The sequence below is a fragment of the Pelolinea submarina genome (assembly GCF_003966975.1).
GTDB classification, from domain to species: domain Bacteria; phylum Chloroflexota; class Anaerolineae; order Anaerolineales; family Anaerolineaceae; genus Pelolinea; species Pelolinea submarina.
In genome coordinates, this window is record NZ_AP018437.1 from 827,908 (window position 1) to 841,673 (window position 13,766).

12 protein-coding genes and 1 riboswitch are annotated in these 13,766 nt (G+C 45.5%); of the genes, 10 read left to right on the forward strand and 2 right to left on the reverse strand.

All coding sequences use genetic code 11. The features are described 5' to 3' along the window. Positions 1-46: 46 nt before the first annotated feature. Positions 47-817, forward strand: coding sequence for a hypothetical protein (locus tag Pelsub_RS03785; protein ID WP_116225855.1), 771 nt, complete (start codon positions 47-49; stop codon positions 815-817). A gap of 179 nt (positions 818-996) precedes the next feature. Then, positions 997-3,198 (forward strand): glycosyltransferase family 39 protein, encoded by a 2,202-nt coding sequence (locus tag Pelsub_RS03790; RefSeq protein WP_116225854.1) that lies wholly within the window; start codon positions 997-999, stop codon positions 3,196-3,198. A 43-nt stretch (positions 3,199-3,241) separates the two neighbouring features. Here the strand turns inward: Pelsub_RS03790 and Pelsub_RS03795 are convergent, their stop codons facing one another. Continuing rightward, positions 3,242-4,741: a GGDEF domain-containing phosphodiesterase gene (locus tag Pelsub_RS03795; protein ID WP_158674965.1), complete on the reverse strand. Its 1,500-nt coding sequence runs from the start codon at positions 4,739-4,741 to the stop codon at positions 3,242-3,244. 192 nt (positions 4,742-4,933) lie between these two features. Then, positions 4,934-5,025, reverse strand: a riboswitch (cyclic di-GMP riboswitch). A 228-nt stretch (positions 5,026-5,253) separates the two neighbouring features. On the opposite strand from Pelsub_RS03795, the gene Pelsub_RS03800 reads away from it, so the two are divergent. The 3 genes from Pelsub_RS03800 to Pelsub_RS03810 all read left to right on the forward strand — a co-directional run bounded on the left by Pelsub_RS03800 (position 5,254) and on the right by Pelsub_RS03810 (position 7,902). After that, entirely contained in the window at positions 5,254-5,934 is a 681-nt protein-coding gene (locus tag Pelsub_RS03800; RefSeq protein WP_116225853.1) for a phosphoribosylanthranilate isomerase, read from the forward strand. Positions 5,935-5,960: 26 nt separating this feature from the next. Beyond that, positions 5,961-6,941, forward strand: a complete 981-nt coding sequence (locus Pelsub_RS03805; protein ID WP_158674966.1) for a carbohydrate kinase family protein — start codon at positions 5,961-5,963, stop codon at positions 6,939-6,941. A 103-nt stretch (positions 6,942-7,044) separates the two neighbouring features. Next, positions 7,045-7,902: a DegV family protein gene (locus Pelsub_RS03810; protein ID WP_116225851.1), complete on the forward strand. Its 858-nt coding sequence runs from the start codon at positions 7,045-7,047 to the stop codon at positions 7,900-7,902. Between the two features lie 189 nt (positions 7,903-8,091). On the opposite strand, the gene Pelsub_RS03815 is transcribed toward Pelsub_RS03810, so the two are convergent. Next, entirely contained in the window at positions 8,092-8,868 is a 777-nt protein-coding gene (locus Pelsub_RS03815; RefSeq protein WP_116225850.1) for a DeoR/GlpR family DNA-binding transcription regulator, read from the reverse strand. Positions 8,869-9,170: 302 nt separating this feature from the next. Here Pelsub_RS03815 and Pelsub_RS03820 point away from each other — a divergent pair, with 302 nt between their 5' ends. The 5 genes from Pelsub_RS03820 to Pelsub_RS03840 all read left to right on the forward strand — a co-directional run bounded on the left by Pelsub_RS03820 (position 9,171) and on the right by Pelsub_RS03840 (position 13,744). Beyond that, positions 9,171-10,583 (forward strand): PTS galactitol transporter subunit IIC, encoded by a 1,413-nt coding sequence (locus Pelsub_RS03820; protein ID WP_116225849.1) that lies wholly within the window; start codon positions 9,171-9,173, stop codon positions 10,581-10,583. Positions 10,584-10,678: 95 nt separating this feature from the next. Further along, on the forward strand, positions 10,679-11,149 hold the full coding sequence (locus tag Pelsub_RS03825) for a PTS sugar transporter subunit IIA (RefSeq protein ID WP_116225848.1): 471 nt from the start codon (positions 10,679-10,681) through the stop codon (positions 11,147-11,149). A gap of 12 nt (positions 11,150-11,161) precedes the next feature. Beyond that, entirely contained in the window at positions 11,162-11,503 is a 342-nt protein-coding gene (locus Pelsub_RS03830) for a PTS sugar transporter subunit IIB (protein WP_116225847.1), read from the forward strand. A 167-nt stretch (positions 11,504-11,670) separates the two neighbouring features. Then, on the forward strand, positions 11,671-13,089 hold the full coding sequence (locus Pelsub_RS03835; RefSeq protein WP_116225846.1) for an aspartate aminotransferase family protein: 1,419 nt from the start codon (positions 11,671-11,673) through the stop codon (positions 13,087-13,089). Between the two features lie 4 nt (positions 13,090-13,093). After that, positions 13,094-13,744, forward strand: coding sequence for a class II aldolase/adducin family protein (locus tag Pelsub_RS03840; protein ID WP_116225845.1), 651 nt, complete (start codon positions 13,094-13,096; stop codon positions 13,742-13,744). Positions 13,745-13,766 lie beyond the last annotated feature (22 nt).

A 13,766-nucleotide genomic window follows, 5' to 3' on the forward strand; every position in this document is an offset into this window, starting at 1 on the left:
TTATCTATGATTATAATTATCGGGAAAATACCAGGAGCAAAAAATAATGCGTTTTATCCGCAATGAGATTCAAAAACCAAAATATATTGTCCCTCCAGAGAAGCGCAAGACCTTACCATTTATTGTTCTGCTGATTGGTGTAGGAATTTTGATTGTAGGTGTGGCTGGCTTTTTTTCCGCCTTTTTCTTCAATGAAATGATCGAAGCCCGCTGGCCGATACGATATCGCGATGTGCAAACCTACTCGCTTGCAGTAGGCGGTACAGGCATTCTGTTATATATCTTTATGGGATTAATATTAAAGATTCCCTTACGGAAAACCACTTATTACAAAGTAACAACAATTGTTAAGGGCGAGCCTTTTGACCCGCCGCGCAAAGGGGATTTTACCAAGGCAATTTACGCGCGCTTATATGACCTGAGCGATGAATGGGCTTATTTCACAGAAGTTAAGCCGCCCGATACCGATTTTGTCATTCCCCAGGTCCTGGTGGGGCCGGGCGGTGTCTTTACCACCCAACCCATCGCTGAGAATCCGGAACGCAAAGCTTTTAAAGACCCCGGACCCGAATTTGAACGCGCCAGCAAGAAATTGGGTAATGCCATCGGGCAGTCTGTCCTGCCGGTAACAATATTTTCCAATCCGAAACTGGTGGTGATGTATAAAACTCATTGCAAACCAAAAACCCGGATTATGAACATCCGCGACATTTACGATTTCTTCAATGACCATAAGCGAAAATATTCCGAAGCAGTTCAGAAAGAGCTTGAACAAAAAGTCTATGATCTGATCGCGGGTACGGAGCCGGGAAAATAACCGGACTCTGAAAGATTGACATAAAAAGTGCCGGGATTACCCATCCGGCACTTTTTGGTTTAAACCGGCGGTTTTTTTTTATTGAAAATACTGTGTGGAAATTTCACTTATCATTAAGGCAATGATAAGATTAGTCTGATTAAGCTCTGAATGAAAACTTTACATAATAGTGAAAGAATATGTGGATAATTGTTTATTTTGTTCTAACCACGCTTGAAACGATCAGTTTGTTTATCTATAACCTGCTGCAGGTTTCCAGCCCCCAGGAACAGGTTTGGATGCAATATTCAACGGAACGGTTGGGCATATTGGCGGTGCTGCTGCTGGTGTGCGTCATCTTTATCTTCCTGACCATACAGGCTTTCCGTTCGAAACCAGCAAAGCATATTTACATGGAAAAGGCGCTGGCCAGCCAGAACTGCTTGTGGTTGATGATGAGCCTCAGCCTTTTCGCATCCATTGCCCTCAGTTATTTACTGATTCAGTCGGATGCTTTCTTTGGGGATTATCTGGCGATTTACCGGAACTTGCGGCCGGTTATATTCTGGTTGTTATTGGTGTGCTTGCAGACCTTCTTTTTTGTTTTCACCTGGTATTGTGTCCATTTTTCGGAAAAACCGCAGGCGGATGTACCGGCTTTGCAGATCTCTGAGATGAGTATTGTCCTGGCTGTTTTCGCGGCCGGTTTATTATTGAAATTCATATTCGTTTTACCGAATGGTTACGGCATGCTAAAGGATGTGGGAGAAACGAAATATCTCTACATGCTGCAGTACTTCAACGAAGGCATATTTCTACATTCAGCCACGACGTTTACCACCCATTACCCGCCGCTCTATCCTTTGTCTTTAATGGCGGTGTATTCCGTTCGAGATTACGCTTATGAATCTATCAAGCTGATAAACGCTCTGGCGGCTTCCAGTCTGGTGTTCCCGGTTTATTTTCTGGCGCGGCGGTTCTTTGAGCGGAAAACCAGCCTGGCGGTCATCATCGTCACCAGCCTGATCCCCTTCCAGTTTCTGCTCCCCATTCGCCTTTTAAGCGAGAATTTGTATTTCCCGCTGCTGCTGTTGGCCGTCTATCTGGTTTTCACCCAACCGGAGGACATACATTTTCGTTTCCCCTGGGACTGTTTGACGGGTTTTGTGCTGGGGCTGCTTTACCTGACACGCTATATCAGCCTGGCGTTGATACCCTTTCTGATGCTGGTCTGGTGGCTAAAACCATTCAATGGGCAGCACGCTGTTTTTCGGATTAGCGGACAAAAGGTTCTTTACGCTTTGCTGGTGCTTTTCCTGGCAGGCATTACATTCCTGCCCTGGGTGAACATCGGCCTGGAGAATAACCTGCCGATTTCTCAAATGCTTGGATTTGGCATTGCGGCCAATACCAACCCAGCCCAACTTACCTTAGTAAATCTAGTTAAATGGGTCGCCTTTTATGGGGCATACTTTATCCTGTTAGCCGCACCGGTCCTGAATCTGCTTGGTATTGCATTGGGTTCATTCCGCTTGAAAGATTTGGCAGACGAAAAAAACCGCTGGATCCTGACGGTAATGATTCTAGTGCTGGCCTTTGGGTTGGCTATTGTGCGCCACTCATGGCGCGCGGATTATAACCTGGAGCTGCCCAAACGCTTGATGGGGCGCTATGTTATCTATTTTGTTCCTGTATTTATCCTGACCGCTTTTCTTGCCAGGGGAAGCTTTCTAAAAGGCAAGTATCGGAATCTGGCTGATTTTCTGTTGCGCTTTGAACTATTTCCATTTTTGCTGATTGTGATAAGTTATCTGCTGGTGATAAAGGGCAGCCTGCTGCCGGTCAACAGCGATTTTATCCACCCGCTTATATCCATTGACGGGTATTACATCAAGCTTTTAGGACCGTATTTCTTCCTTTTATTAGCGGTATTGTATACCGGGAGCAATTTACTGCTTTGGTTCGGAAAGCAGGGATTTCTGAAGTTTACCCTGGCCGGACTGGTGGTGTATTACCTGGTTGGACAGCCGGCGTACATGCAGCTGATGGCATCAGAACAAAGCGCCCAACAAATGGGTAAAATCGCTTTGGACGCCATGCTGGAGAAAAACAGTGATGCCGGTGAGCCATTAAGCTATGAAATCCTGCTGCCGGCGGAACTGAGCCGTGATGAGTTGGACGATGCGGCTTGGACGATTTTCATCCGCCATCCGCTCAGCCAGTGGGAAGTAGGGCGTTATCTGCCCGAGAAAATTGACAAGCTGTCTGCGGACGTTGGGATTATCCTGCTGCCGTTATCGGATGCGCAGAATAGTCTGAAGGGTGATTTTGACCAGGTAACAATTAATAGTGATTATTATGCGCTGCAGTTTATAGACTCATCTGTGCAGCAGAAAGATTAAATAATCCGACTGGAATATTACCAATATTCCCAACCTGGCGTATTCACTTTTTGGTTTGCGGATAAGTGCTGCTTTGTTTTGATAACCACTTTAAGATCGTTTTAAAGTCAAGCGGCTTGGAAATGTAATACCCTTGCAGGCAGTCCACACCCAACTCCAGAAGTTTCTCTTTTTCCAGTTTCTTTTCGATGCCTTCGGCTATTACGGCGATATGTGAGGATTTGGCGATAGCAATGATGCCTTCGATAATGGTTTGGTTGTTTTTATTGATATGAATATCGTCCACAAAGGATTTATCGATTTTGATTGCACTGATATCCTTGTTTTGGAAGTTACTGATACTGGTGAAACCAACGCCAAAATCGTCAATCGAAATCTTAACCCCTTCACGTATTAAGGTTTGCAGGTTTTTTATGCACTGAAGATCATTTGCCAGAAATCCTCTTTCTGTAATTTCAAGTTCCAAATGATGGGCAGGAAAATGATGTTTGTGGATCAAATCGATTACACGGTCGGCAAAATCCACCTGGAATAGATTGGTGATGGAAATATTTATGGCAATGTCTAAATTGAATCCTGTTCGATAGATTTTTTCCATACGCCCGATGTTAGTTTCAAGCGAATAATATGTCAGGATATTGGCAATGCGCGTGAATTCAAGATCGGTGATGAAGTGATCGGGTGGAATCAGCCCTTTCACAGGGTGATTCCAGCGCACCAAGGCCTCCAGCGAACATACCTCACCATTCGCATGAACGATTGGCTGGTAATGAAAATCGACTTCGTTGTTACGGATAGCATTCTGGAATTGCCCCAGCAATACCGGGATTTCAGCATTTGAAAGCCCGGAGTGGTATTGCTGGTAAGGTTTTTGGTGTTTCTTGGCTTCATTCAGTGCCAGAAAGCCGTTTTTTAGTATTTCTTCGGTTGACTGGCCCCCTTCGGGATAGGAAGCTTCTCCCATAGAGATTTCACAATAAAGAGGGATGCCATTGATAATAATAGGTTCTTCAAGGAGAGTAGATAACTTTTTGATATCCTGGCGGATTTCGAATAAAACCAGCCCGAAGGTGTTTAAACGGATTTGCAATAATTGATAATTCTTGAAGTTGCGGCGAACAGTCAGGATGATTTCATCATTCAATTTTTTGATACTGTCCATACCAAAAGATGCCAGCAAGTCATTTTGATTGCTAACTTCAATCAGGATAAACCGAAATTTCATAATCTGGTTGGAGTTCAGGTCATTCATCACCTGTTCACAAAAATCTTCCCAGGAAGAGAGTGAATAATTTTTGGAAATAGGTGTGGATTCGGCTTCGTGGTTGGTTTTTGGGGCAATAATGTTTTTTAATAAACCAATAACCAACCCCGCGCTGCTGAAGTAGATTGCGCGTAAAAGGCTGGCCTGAATTTGATGTGTCTCTGTCAACCCAAAGGGGGAGGGGTTGAACACATCGATGAGGAGTTCCGCAATAATTCCGCTTAAAATACCAATACGGTAATCAAAAACGAGAGCCGCCGTGAATATTGGCAAGTACATAAAATGGGTTAATACATTATCTGGAATATTTAATTTTGAAATTATGAAGGCAAAAATAACTTGTGCGCATAATGTACCAACTAGAACACTGATGGGTTTTTCTCTACTGAATCTCTGATTGAAATTCTCTGCCTTCAATTTCCACTCCACCATTAAAAGAAAAAACCGGATTTGTAAAAAGTCCGGTCTGATGCCGGCAGCTTGGCGGCCCTGTCTAATAATTGAATAGATTTAGGTCCATTGCTTTGCGTCCCCGCTTTTCAACGAGTTTGCCTTTTACAACATTTATATTTTGATTGTGTTGAATTATAATGTTAAATGGTCGGCTATAAAAAGTTTACACATCCTCCATAATACAAGAATAATAACAGATAATTTTATAATAAATTGTATTTAATGAATCCTTAAGATTCATGTGTATTTGGCTATATTTTTATATAATTAGTCCCTTACTGTTTGATATAAACAGGTTTATTTTAATAAGTGTGCTTTCATGAAAGGAAATATTATCAATGCTAATTCAGATTTATGCTTTCACTGATACGAAGACTGCGGTGAAAGCGGTTGAGATGGGTGTGAATCACGTGGGCTTCGTAGCCGGAAAATATGACGTTGTGCCGGCTGAATTGACCTTCAATGAGGCGCGTGAAATTGTCACCGCGCTGCCGCCGCAGGCAACAGCAGTTGCGTTGACTATGGCTGAGGATGTGGATGAGATTATGCGTATGGTGGATGCCGTGCAGCCGAATATCGTGCATATATCTTCGGATGTGGATCTGGTGAATGTGGAAATGATGCGTGAATTGCATGAGCGGTTGGCGGGGCAGGCGCGCTTGATGAAGGCTATTCCGGTGGAAAACGAGGGCAGCATTGCCGTGGCTAAAGCATACGCCGCGGTAAGTGATGTGCTGTTGCTGGATACCAAGCACGCTGATTTTCCGGGCGTGGGTGCTACCGGCTTGACACATGATTGGAGCGTCAGCCGCCGCATAGTCGAAACGGCCGGAATCCCGGTTATTATGGCGGGCGGCCTGACACCGCAAAATGTGGGCGCGGCTATGCGCGAAATCAAGCCTTGGGCTGTGGATAGCAATACTTCCACAAACCGGGAAAGCAGCAATGTGGAGAAGGATCTAACCCGTATCCGCGCATTTGTGGATGCGGTTCACGCGGCCGAGAAAGCACAGGCTTAAACAAGATGCGCAGCGGGGAAGTGCTTATGCTGGGCGATATTAACATCGATACCGTTTGGCCGGTGGATAAATTGCCTGGCGCCGGGCACGACGCGTATGCGCGGTCGGTGAATGTCGGTTTGGGCGGCGCGGTGTTGAATACAGCCATTGTGCTGGACCGCTTGGGTCAGCCGGCGGCTATGCTGAGCTGTGTTGGACAGGACCTGTGGGGGACGCAGGCGCTGGATCTGCTGCGCCAAACTGGAGTCAACCCAGGTTATATCCGTATACGTCCCGAATTAGCCAGCGGGCTGATATTCTTGGCGGTCACGCCGGATGGCGAACGAACTATGTTCTCTTTCCGCGGCGCCAATACCCATCTTGCCCCGGAGGATATCCCTGAGAAAATATTTGAGCAAGCTTCCATCCTGCATATATCCGGCTATTCCTTGCTGGAAGATCCCCAACAGGCCGCGGTCTGGCGCGCGGTGGAATTGGCAAAATCGAAGGGTGTGGCCGTCAGCCTCGACACCGGCCTGGAGCCGGCTTTGCTGACCCGCGCGGAACTGTGCCGTCTGATCGAGATGACGGATATTTGCGTGACCGGCCCCAAGGAAATGAAAGAACTTTACGCTGTTACCAGCCCGGAGGATGCTATTGCCAAGCTGCTGTCGCTGGGTGTGCGCCTGGCGGCAGTCAAGTTAGGCGAGGGCGGATCGTTGGTGGCGGATGTGCAGGGCAGCGTTTTTTGCCCGGCTTTTTCCGTCGAGGTGGTGGACACCACCGGCGCGGGTGATTCCTTCAGCGCCGGGCTGTTATTTGGATGGACACATGGGTTGAGCCTGGAGGCTTCCGCGGTGCTGGCCAGCGCCCTGGGCGCTCTGGCGACCACTGTGTTTGGCGCGGGCCTCAGTTTACCGGGTAAGCAGGATGCATTAACCCTACTTAAGGCTCAGCGGGAAAATATCCCCGCGAATTTATACAAAGGCATTGACGAGCTGATTACGCAATTCGGAAAAGAACCATAATATTCTTTTTATCAATATTGAATGCAGATTGCAGTTTTGTAATTAATTAGATTTTCCCTCAAGAAAACGTAAATAAAATGATAAACTGGCATAAAGGAAATTTATGCCTAAAATTTGCGTGATTACAGACACCGATTCAAGTTTGCCTGAAGAAATGGCCGCAGCATATCATATATTGCAGGTGCCTATTTCAATCCATCTGGATGATGAGCTTTCCGGAACGGACCATACTATTAACAATGCCGCTTTATTTAGGAAGATTGACGCGGTTGGAAAATTACCGACCACGGCGGCACCCAATCCCGCGATATTCGTTGATTATTTTGAAAAAGTGTTTAGGGAAGAAAAACCGGACACATTGGTCTATTTTGCCATCAGCGGCGAAATGAGCGCAACCATTAAATCCGCGCAAACCGCTGCGGAAGAACTGAACGAATTGGATATACGCGTCATTGATTCCAACACCCTTTCCATGGCACAGGGGTATATGGTGCTGGCAGCGGCTGAGGCCGCAGAGAATGGCGCTTCGGTTGAAGCGGTTATTCAAGCGGCCGAGAAAGTCCGTGAGCGCACGTACCTGTATGGCGCTTTATCCACACTAAAATACCTTTCCATGAGCGGGCGGGTAAGCCATATCGCCGCCGGAATGGCGGGGATGCTGGCAATCAAACCCATCCTTTCCGTCCAAAATGGGAAATTGGCTATGCTGGAGAAAGTACGCACAAGCAGTAAGTCCTGGCAGCGCATGATCGAACTGGCCGAGGCGGATGTGGATGGTCATCTGATTGAAAAGGTATCTATCCTGCATGTCAACAATATCGCCGGCGCTCAGGCCTTTGAGAAGCTGCTGCGAGAACGTCTGGATTGCCCTGCATTCATTCCCATGGTGGATATCAATCCGGGCCTGTCCGTGCATACCGGCGCCGGTTTGGTGGGTATTTGCCTGGTGGTCGACAAGTAACCTCAATACTTCTAAATATATCCTCTGCGTGTTAATTAAATGGAAATAACGAACGCTTTTGACGTGCGCATGAGAAAGTAATCGAGGTAAATAAACACTGATAATTTAAAACGTAAACAGGTCATCGCTGGGCTTTCAGTCTCTTCAAGCGACGATCTGTTTTATTTAACTTAAAGATTGGTCTGCTAATTAAGCTTTGGCGATTTGCAGATCTTTTGACTGGTTTTCTAAATCTTTAATAACATTTTCCGGGACATCGCTATCGATGATGACATGATCAAATTCGCTGATTTTTGCCAAGAGATAGAGCGTGGTTTGCTTGAATTTAGAGTTATCCATTAGGACCATGCTTTTTTCTGAGTTTTCAAGCATAGCCCTTTTGGCTGAAATTACATCCTGTTCGTACTCAAAAATGGAACCGGTTTTGTATGAATGGGGGGAAAGTATGGTCATGTCGGCGTGGATCTTGTTGATCGCGCTGACACTGAAATACCCGTAGCTTGAACGATATTTATGCTTATAGATGCCCCCTAAAACGATCAGGTTGACCTCCGGAATTTGTGTGATTTCTATTATTGCGGGCAAACATGAAGTGACAACAGTAAGCGATTTAAACTTGCGCAGGTGTGGAATTAAAGGAATTACTGTCGTTGAATCGTCAAGAAATATCGACATCCCATCATGCAGGAAAGTAGTCGCTAATTTACAGATTTCTTCTTTTTGGTGAATATTTACTCTCTCGCGATATGCGAAATCACTCTCGAAGATGTTGGATGGCTGAGCAGATGCTCCGTTTCTGACTTTCTGGATTAATTGCGCACGTTCCAGGTAATCCAAATCGCGATGAACGGTCATACGGCTGATATTAAATTTTTCTATCAATTCATCGACGGTAACAAAGCCGTTGGCGAGAATATAATCAGCAATATTTGTTTGTCTTTCCTTTACATCAATAGCTCTGCCCATTAGAAAAATCCCTTTATTTTGATAATTATAAGGTATTTTCCTCAGTTAAATTCCCTATAATCGCACTTAATAATGATAAATACAACAATATATAACATAAAAGGTTGACATATTACCAAAATTAATGATATATTTACAATCATCACAACAAAAAGATAGTTGCTGCACTTTATATTTCAATTAGAAGAATACCCAGTTATTTTATTTGAACAAATTCCTACTACTTAAAAGGAGGTGTTTCTCGATAAACTTATTGTTAGAAAATTAGGTAGAAAGAAAAAATAAATATTGGAGAGGAAAATATGACATCAGCACTAGATTTAATATTGCAGGGCTTGAGCCAGGTTGTAAATACCTTTGGTTCAATTATTGTCATTCCCATCATATTGTTCTTTATCTCGTTAGCCTTCGGGATCAAGGCAAATAAAGCAGTTCAGACTGCATTGTATGCTGGGATTGGTTTAACCGGTTATTCGTTCTTGGTAGGCGCGTATCTGCCTGTGGTAACTCCAGTAGTTGAAAATATGGTTAAAGAAGCTGGAATTAATTTGCCAATCGTTGATATGGGTTGGCAGGTTACCGCAATCGTTGCTTACTCAACCAAAGCCGGTATGATTTATTTGGCACTCGGTTTAGTCTTCCAATTAATCCTTTTCATCACCGGATGGACGAACGTTTTCCAACCCTCAGGGTTGTGGGACCTCTACAGTTACGCTTTGTGGGGTTCTCTCATTTATTTTGTTACCAATGACATGTTCCTGTCCATCGCTTTAATGTTGGTTTTGAACCTGTGGGCAACGACCTTCTACGAAGTACTTGCCAAACGCTGGTCAAAATACTACCAGTATCCCAACTGCACCATCGTTCAACTGCACAATGTTGATCCCGTTCCCTTTGCAATCTTCAGTAACTGGTTGTTGAACAAGTGCGGCGCATATAAGATCCATTGGAAACCGGACGACCTGCGTGAAAAACTCGGCTTCATGGGTGATCCTATCGCGCTTGGCTTCATTCTGGGTTTCATGCTCGGCGTATTGGGCAACATTAAAGACCTGGGTACATTGGCTGCCTGGGGCCAGATTGCAACAGTTGCCATGGGCACTGCCGCAGTTATGGCTATCTTCCCCCGCGTGGCTGCGATTTTCGCGCAAGCCTTCACACACCTGTCGGCGGCTTCACGTAAATTCGCGGTGGACAAGGGCCGTGAAGAAATTTACGTCGGTGTCGATGATGCCTCCGGTTACGGCGAATCCGCCACTCTGATTACCGGTATTGTATTGATCCCGATCATGCTGCTGATCGCCGCAGTGTTACCCGGAAACAGGGTTTTGCCTTTGGTTGACCTCGTTGCAATTCCCTTCGCAATTCAATCTTTCATCGCTTTTTCAAATGGCAATATCTTCAAATCGATCATCTCCGCCGCTGTATGGTTCGCGGGCGGCCTTTTGATCGCGACCGCAACTTCCCCGATTTTCTCGCAGGTATACAATTCGGTTGCGGCAAACGCTACACCAGGATCGTTAGTGACCAGCTTTATCATCATGAATAAACCCTTCTGGGGTGGGTTCACCATGTTCACGATGAACAGCGGTTGGTTGGCTGTTGCGGTTCTGTTCGTAATCTATGTCGTAATGACCCTGTGGTACAAGAAGAACAAGGTCAAGGTCACCGATTGGCTTGAGAAACAGGCCGAATTGGATGTTGAATCTGATTAGTATATATTCCGCAAATTAACGGTAGTACAAATAATGAGGGCGTTGCCTGTCTCTGGAATGCCCTCATTAGAAGCTTGAATTATAAGGAATTATTCATGATTGATTTGATCATAAACGAGCAATTAGTAGAAGTTGATATTGAAGTAGGCAGTCAAGAAGAAGTTATCCGGAATCTTTCCGGCAAGTTGGACAAATGCGGATACGTGGAAAATGGATTCGCGGAAGCGGTACTGGCACGCGAGAAACAATACCCCACGGGCTTACCCACCAAAATTCCGGTTGCCCTCTGTCATGTGGAAGCTGAATATGTAAAACAAACAGCCATGGCAGTGGCCACCCTGAAACATCCGGTTGAGTTCCATGATATGGGAAACCCCGAGAATGTTCTGAATGTGGAAATTGTGTTTCTTCTTACGATTTTGGATCCCAAAAAGCAGGTTTTTTACTTGAGAAAAATGATGGATCTATTTAAAGATGAAACTTTACCAGGTTTAAAAAATGCGAAGACAAAACAAGAAGTAGTTTCACTACTTGGCGAAAAATTCAACAAAATGGAAGAAAGGTAACCATATAGAACTATGAAAGCAATATCAAGAAAAGTGATTCGAGTTTTAGGAGTATGTGGAGCCGGAACGGTTACTTCAACCATGCTGGCGATGCGGGTTGAGGAAGTGTTGGAAGAGGAAGGTATTCGCTGCCGTATCGATGAGATCAGGCCAACGCAGGTTCATTCAACACTCGATACCGCGCCGGTTGATTTAATTATCACCTCGTCCCCAATTCCCGATGTGGAAAAGATAACCGTGCCGGTGATAAACGGCCACCCGCTTTTAAGCGGTTTCGGTGAGGCGGAAACAATTGAAGAAATTCGTAAAACCGCTTTGAAAATTATCGCGGATTACGAGGCTAAGCAAAAGTAATTGACCGGTTGTCGGCCGGTTTTGAATAGCTTCGGTTGAGAGCTGCATTTCAACCATTTGCACAGGACATTCTTCTATCTACAAGAACTTGTTTAACCGCAAGATGGATTAATGCTCCTTAAATTAAGTTTTGAATAGTGATAACTATGTTTTTTAGAGGAGAATAAATGGACTACCAGGAAATCATCGATCGAAAGAAGAAAATTCTAGCAACAGCTACCAAATCCATTCCGGAATCAGTCGTCGCAGATGTTAAGAAAGAATACGCGCAAAAATGCAAAGGTTCGATTGCGTCATATGAGCGCGCCAAGAAAGTCATCCCTGCGGGATTGGAACACAATCTGGGTTTATTGAATCCATATCCTTTGACGATGAAAACCGCCAAAAACGCCAGTATTTGGGATGTTGACGGCAATGAATACGTTGATTATCTAATGGGCGGCGGACCGATCATCTTGGGCCACAAGGTTAAAGAAGTCGACGATAAAGTGATTTCCTTTTTGGAAAATTACGGACCTTCCACAGGATTGACGTGCGAAAGTGAAATCCTCTGCGCTGAAGAAATTGCCAAGCATGTACCCAGCGTGGAAATGGTGCGCTTTTTAGCTTCGGGAACTGAATCCGACTTACTGGCGATCCGATTAGCCAGAACGTTTACCGGTAAGACGAAGATTATCAAGATTATGGGTTCGTACCATGGTTGGTCCGACCAGATGCTTCTTTCACCTGACCGGCCCGGAACAGGCAATGGCCATACCAGCGGTATTCCCAAAGAATGCTACATGCACACCATTGAGGTTATGCCGAATGATTTCGATGGCTTGCAGAGAATTTTTAACGAAAATAAGGGCGATATTGCGGCAGTGTTGGCCGAACCGACCGGTGGTCACGCGGGAACATTCCCCAATCACCCTGATTGGAATAAAACGCTGAGAAAGATTTGCAACGATAACGGCGCAATGCTGATTTTCGATGAGGTTGTAACCGGGTTCAGGCTGGGCATGGGCGGCGGGCAGGAGTATTACAACACGATGCCCGACATCACTGTGATGGGTAAAATCATCACGCACGGTTATCCTTCCTGCGGCGCTGTGGGCGGAAGACGCGAAATCATGTCGCTTTGCCATCCCGGCGGATTAAATGGCAAGTCCGCTTACACAGGTGGAACGCTATCGGCGAACCCGATATCCACCACTGCCGGATACCACTCGTTGAAATGCATTGAAAAATACCACGCAATTGACAAAGCTTCAGACTACGGCGATTTGTTAACTGCCAAACTCAACGAGCTTTTTGCGACGCGCGGAGATTTACCGTTCTTTGCGTATAACATTCGCTCCATTGTCCACGTCGAGACTGCCTGCCCATCCGGTACATTCCTCGTAAAGGACAGCCGCAATGTCAGCGACGACGAACAGAAACTGCGTTCAAAAGCGGCGGAAGACATTTACATCGCCCTGATGAACGAAGGCGTGCTGCTGTTGGGAGATTGCAAACGAATGTACACATGCATGCAGCATGATGAAACCACCATGAATAAGACACTGGCCGCCTGGGAAAAAGTCATCTCAATGATTCCTGCGTAAAAAAATGAAATACACAGAATATCAAAAAGAAATTTTCGCAACAGCGCAGAAGCTTGTTAAAGCCGGATTAATCCGGATCTCATCCGGTAATGTCTCCATGCGAACGGATGACGGCAACGTAGCGATCACGCCCTCGTCGATACCCTATGACGAAATGGAGTATTCCCAGATTGTCATTCTCGACATGGAAGGGAACGCAGTGGAAGGAAAACTGAAGCCGTCCGTTGAGAAGATGCTTCATATCAACACATACAAAGCGAGAGAAGATGCGAAAGCGGTGATCCATACCCATTCCGTTTTTGCCATAACGCTGTCTTTGTTTGGGTCGGTTATTCCTCCGCTGAGTATCGAAATGATCAACCTGGGAGCGCCTATTCAGACAATTCCGTACTCATTACCCGGGTCGCTCAAGTTCGCGGATAAAGTAGCCAATTACTTTCACGATCATCCCGAGAAAAAAGCCGCTTTGCTGGAAAACCACGGTGCGATTGTCGTTGGTTCGGGCGTGAAAGACGCCTTCCAAAATGCGTACAATTTCGAAACGGGCGCCAATATTTATTACAACTCACTGCTGCTGGGCAAAGAATTCCGAATCTTGTCCCAGGCTGAAATCGACGAATTACACGGTACTTACATCCCCTCAACAAAGAAATAACAGAAAAAGGATAAATCAAAGG

Excerpts from the sequence above, each read along its gene's own strand:
- Pelsub_RS03785 (WP_116225855.1), top strand. The coding sequence starts at position 47 with ATGCGTTTTATCCGCAATGAGATTCAAAAACCAAAATATATTGTCCCT.
- Pelsub_RS03790 (WP_116225854.1), top strand. The coding sequence starts at position 997 with ATGTGGATAATTGTTTATTTTGTTCTAACCACGCTTGAAACGATCAGT.
- Pelsub_RS03795 (WP_158674965.1), bottom strand. The coding sequence starts at position 4,741 with ATGTACTTGCCAATATTCACGGCGGCTCTCGTTTTTGATTACCGTATT.
- Pelsub_RS03800 (WP_116225853.1), top strand. The coding sequence starts at position 5,254 with ATGCTAATTCAGATTTATGCTTTCACTGATACGAAGACTGCGGTGAAA.
- Pelsub_RS03805 (WP_158674966.1), top strand. The coding sequence starts at position 5,961 with ATGCTGGGCGATATTAACATCGATACCGTTTGGCCGGTGGATAAATTG.
- Pelsub_RS03810 (WP_116225851.1), top strand. The coding sequence starts at position 7,045 with ATGCCTAAAATTTGCGTGATTACAGACACCGATTCAAGTTTGCCTGAA.
- Pelsub_RS03815 (WP_116225850.1), bottom strand. The coding sequence starts at position 8,868 with ATGGGCAGAGCTATTGATGTAAAGGAAAGACAAACAAATATTGCTGAT.
- Pelsub_RS03820 (WP_116225849.1), top strand. The coding sequence starts at position 9,171 with ATGACATCAGCACTAGATTTAATATTGCAGGGCTTGAGCCAGGTTGTA.
- Pelsub_RS03825 (WP_116225848.1), top strand. The coding sequence starts at position 10,679 with ATGATTGATTTGATCATAAACGAGCAATTAGTAGAAGTTGATATTGAA.
- Pelsub_RS03830 (WP_116225847.1), top strand. The coding sequence starts at position 11,162 with ATGAAAGCAATATCAAGAAAAGTGATTCGAGTTTTAGGAGTATGTGGA.
- Pelsub_RS03835 (WP_116225846.1), top strand. The coding sequence starts at position 11,671 with ATGGACTACCAGGAAATCATCGATCGAAAGAAGAAAATTCTAGCAACA.
- Pelsub_RS03840 (WP_116225845.1), top strand. The coding sequence starts at position 13,094 with ATGAAATACACAGAATATCAAAAAGAAATTTTCGCAACAGCGCAGAAG.